A 3,179-nucleotide genomic window follows, 5' to 3' on the forward strand; every position below is an offset into this window, starting at 1 on the left:
TGATGAGAAAGATTTGGATAGTTTAAACGAAGAAGAAGTAAATCAAATCGTTCAAGTTTTAAATAGAATAAATACCCCAAAAGATCTTCATGATCAACTGAAAAAGATTTCTGATCCAAAGCATCAAGCCGAGAGTCATGCCCAGTTTTCATTTTCTCATGACTAATCGAAGGAGAGAAGCCACTGGTTAATCGGCAAATAAAGTGTCATGAACATAAAATTACGTTCAGGATTCAATCTGTGAACCGATCAAATTTTGAAAAGAAGAAAGAGCAGAAACCAGTATAATGATCAATGTGGAAATCTTAAATTTAACGAGGATCTCTGGTTAATCTAGACGGAGGTTCCATGAGAGGAGCAGACCATGAAGGGAATTTTATTGTTAAGCCACGGCGATATGGCGAAAGGCATGCTGCAGTCATCTTCAATTTTTTTCGGTGAGAATTTGCCGCAGGTGCAGGCTTTAGGCTATCAGATGACCGATGATAGCGAGGCGTTTGAGGAAAGGATTGGTAAGGCGATCGCGGAACTGGACAGCGGCGACGGCGTGCTGGTCTTGACGGATCTGTTTGCGGGAACACCGGCGCACAAGACGACGCGCTATTTAAAGCCAGGGCAGGTCGATGTGATCTGCGGAGTGAACCTGCCTTTGTTTTTAGAACTGCTGGGTTTGCGGGAAGCTGGCGGCCTGGATCTGAATACGCTGATGCAGACTGGAAAAGATGGAATCCGGCTGTGGGAAGTCGCTCAGCCGCAGAGCGACGACGATTTCTTTTAAACTCGAACGATTACGATAAGATTGAAGATTTATAGTTTACAAAAACCCTGGCTGAGGCTGGGTTTTTTGTAGTTTTGGACATTAAAAATCAGAAATCCAGATCAGGCTGAACAGGAAGATCAAAATTTCTCAGCTTCTTTTTTCACCTTGGGATTGAGGTCGTAAATCAGAAAGTTTGATTCAAGTCATAACTAAGATCTCAGAATGAAAAGTTCACAAAAAGCGTCCATTAATTATTACTTTTTGAAATTTTAGGTGAAAGCGCTTTAAGTATAATGATGATGTTGAAATCAACGGAGATTACCGCTGATGAAAAAGAGGAGGAAAGGAAGACATTATGATTGTTCAACTTAGAATCGACGAACGTCTGATCCATGGACAGATTACCACTGCCTGGTCACGCTATCTCGATGTCAGCCGGATTGTCGTCGCAAGCGATAAGCTGGCCAAGGATCCGCTGACCACCCAGACGTTGCTGATGTCGGCGCCCGCAGGCAAAAAGGTTGCGGTGAAGACGATTCCCGACGCGATTAAGCTGCTGTCTGATCCGCGGGTGGACACGGTGCGCGTGCTGATCATCGTCGACAATCCGAAAGACGCGGTGGCTTTGGTCAAAGCCCTGCCGATCACAGAGGTCAACGTTGCCAACTACGTCAAGAAAAAATCCGCCAACAAGGTCAATCTGACACGGGGAGTCAATTCCGATCCGGAAGATCTGGTCTATTTTAAAGAACTGGCCCAGATCGGCGGTCATGTATTCTCACAGCTGATTCCGTCCAACCCGATTGAAAACTTCGCCGAGATCGTTTCCAAACTTTAAAGAAAAAGGGGGTTCCTCATGACCAACGCATTATTGATCGCGTTCGCCTATCTCTTATGGCAGGTTGCTGACAACTGGCTGGGATGGCAAACGTTTACTCGTCCGTTAGTTTTATGTACATTAACCGGTTTAATGTGCGGCGATATCACCACCGGCGTCATCATTGGCGCTGAACTCGAAGCTGTTTATATGGGCGTCTCTGCCATCGGCGGTGAAGCACCGTCCAACTATCAGGCCGCTTCCGTTCTGGCTGTCGGCTTCGTTGTTCTGTCCGGCGCGGATCAGGGCGTCGGCTTGGCGCTGGCCGTCACGGTCGGCACGCTGATCAACGCCGTGAAGCCGTTCACGCAGGCCATTGCCTTAGCGCTGCATCCGTGGTTCATGAAAATTGCGGAAACCGGCAACGTTAAGAAATTCCGTATCGCTATGTGGCTGCAGGTCATCTTCGTTTCTCAGCTGCTGAACACAATCGTCGTCTTCTTGGTCGCGTTGGGCGGCGAAGCCGGCTTACAGACGTTTATTTCGATTTGTCCGGCCTTTATTATCAACGGTCTCAACGCTTCCGCGAACATGCTGGTAGTCGTCGGCTTATGCCTGACAACGCAGGCGATCTGGAATGGAACAACGACCGTCATGTACGTCATTCTCGGGTTTGTTGCCGTTAAATATCTGGCGTTGGGCACACTGCCGCTGGCGTTGATCGGCATCGTCATTGCCTTCGCGCATTTCCAGAACAGCTATAAATTAGCGCAGAGCCGCTCTGCCGCGGCGATTGGCACGAATGCTCAGGAAGGGGATGATTTCTATGAATAAGGCGCCGAAACTGACTCCGGAAGAACGGAAAATGTTGAATAAATCGTTCTACTTCTCCTTAGGCACCAATATGGCAAGCAGTAAGGTTTCCCAGCAGTCCAAGTGCTTTGCGATGGCGATGGCGCCGGGATTGGAAATGTTCTATGACGATCCCGAAGACCGCCGCAAGGCTTTCTACCGCCACGCCGGCGAATTCTTCAATACCCATCAGGTATTCTTGGGCTTGTTGGTCGGTATTTCGCTGGCAATGGAAAAGCAGCAGGCTGAACATCCGGAAGACGATATTACGGAAACCATTTCCACGCTGAAAGCGTCCCTGATGGGACCGACCGCCGGGATCGGCGACAGCTTCTTCTTCAACTGCTACCGTGTCATCATCGCCGGTCTGTGTATCGGCTTATCCGCCAACGGCAGCCTGCTGGGCGTCATTCTGTTCGTCCTGTTATACGGCTGCATGCTGCTGGTCTACAAATATATCTTCTTAACGGCCGGGTACCGCTACGGCACCAGCCTGATCACGGAAGCCTTTGAACGCGGTATCGTTCCGTTAATCACGGAAGCAGCGGGTATCCTGGGTGCGATCATGGTCGGCGCGCTGATTGCGCAGAACGTTTCGATCAAAATTGCGCTGCAGCCGGTGATCGGCGGCGCGACGATCGACTTCCAAGGGATGCTGGATTCAATTATGCCGGGCCTGCTCTCCCTGTTATTGTGGGGCTGGAGCTTCTCCCGGGTCCAGAAGGGCTGGTCGCCAACGAAATTGATCTT

At 49.5% G+C, this 3,179-nt stretch carries 4 protein-coding genes; all 4 read left to right on the plus strand.

Annotated elements, in window-relative coordinates:
• The first annotated feature begins 364 nt into the window (after window positions 1-364).
• Entirely contained in the window at window positions 365-778 is a 414-nt protein-coding gene (locus tag HOLDEFILI_RS02420; RefSeq protein WP_006057782.1) for a PTS sugar transporter subunit IIA, read from the plus strand.
• A 337-nt stretch (window positions 779-1,115) separates the two neighbouring features.
• Window positions 1,116-1,598 carry a PTS sugar transporter subunit IIB gene (locus HOLDEFILI_RS02425; protein ID WP_006057784.1) on the plus strand — a complete coding sequence of 161 codons (483 nt, stop codon included), beginning with the start codon at window positions 1,116-1,118 and terminating at the stop codon, window positions 1,596-1,598.
• An 18-nt stretch (window positions 1,599-1,616) separates the two neighbouring features.
• Complete coding sequence (locus tag HOLDEFILI_RS02430; RefSeq protein WP_006057785.1) at window positions 1,617-2,411, plus strand: PTS mannose/fructose/sorbose/N-acetylgalactosamine transporter subunit IIC; 795 nt, start codon at window positions 1,617-1,619, stop codon at window positions 2,409-2,411.
• On the plus strand, window positions 2,404-3,179 hold a 776-nt coding region (locus tag HOLDEFILI_RS02435), incomplete at its 3' end, for a PTS system mannose/fructose/sorbose family transporter subunit IID (protein WP_006057786.1). The genes HOLDEFILI_RS02430 and HOLDEFILI_RS02435, both read left to right, overlap by 8 nt.

The organism is Holdemania filiformis DSM 12042, assembly GCF_000157995.1.
GTDB classification, from domain to species: Bacteria; Bacillota_I; Bacilli_A; order Erysipelotrichales; family Erysipelotrichaceae; genus Holdemania; species Holdemania filiformis.

Bases quoted from the DNA above. Each gene is read 5' to 3' on its own strand.
- HOLDEFILI_RS02420 (WP_006057782.1), top strand. From the start codon at position 365: ATGAAGGGAATTTTATTGTTAAGCCACGGCGATATGGCGAAAGGCATG.
- HOLDEFILI_RS02425 (WP_006057784.1), top strand. From the start codon at position 1,116: ATGATTGTTCAACTTAGAATCGACGAACGTCTGATCCATGGACAGATT.
- HOLDEFILI_RS02430 (WP_006057785.1), top strand. From the start codon at position 1,617: ATGACCAACGCATTATTGATCGCGTTCGCCTATCTCTTATGGCAGGTT.